This window comes from Paraburkholderia sp. A1RI_3L (assembly GCF_048957895.1).
GTDB classification, from domain to species: domain Bacteria; phylum Pseudomonadota; class Gammaproteobacteria; order Burkholderiales; family Burkholderiaceae; genus Paraburkholderia; species Paraburkholderia kururiensis.
The window spans coordinates 1-247 of sequence record NZ_JARCHA010000114.1 but is presented as its reverse complement, the minus strand read 5'-3'; the positions used below and the strand labels follow the sequence as shown (position 1 = coordinate 247).

Genomic DNA, 247 nt, shown 5'->3' with positions numbered 1-247 from the left:
TTTCCTCGACCGGCTCTGGCGTCAGAAGTGTGCGCGAGCCGTCCGCCGCAACGCTCCAGACATTGGTGTACTTCGCTCCCTTGCTGAAGTACATCTCCACGACAAGGGGCAGGGCGTTCGTGCCTGCGAGGCCGGCCTTGAAAGCGATGCCGTGGAGTTTGCCGTGCGCGTCCGTTCCCTGAGGCAATGCGTAAAACTGCTGCCCTGCTGGAATGGTGAGACAGGTATGCCCCCAGCAGTCCGACGT

Annotated in this window: 1 pseudogene; it reads right to left on the bottom strand. The window is 61.9% G+C overall.

The annotated features are described in order from the left end of the window. A pseudogene (locus tag PXJ20_RS33145) lies at nt 1-247 on the bottom strand (peptidase M23); the annotation flags it as partial.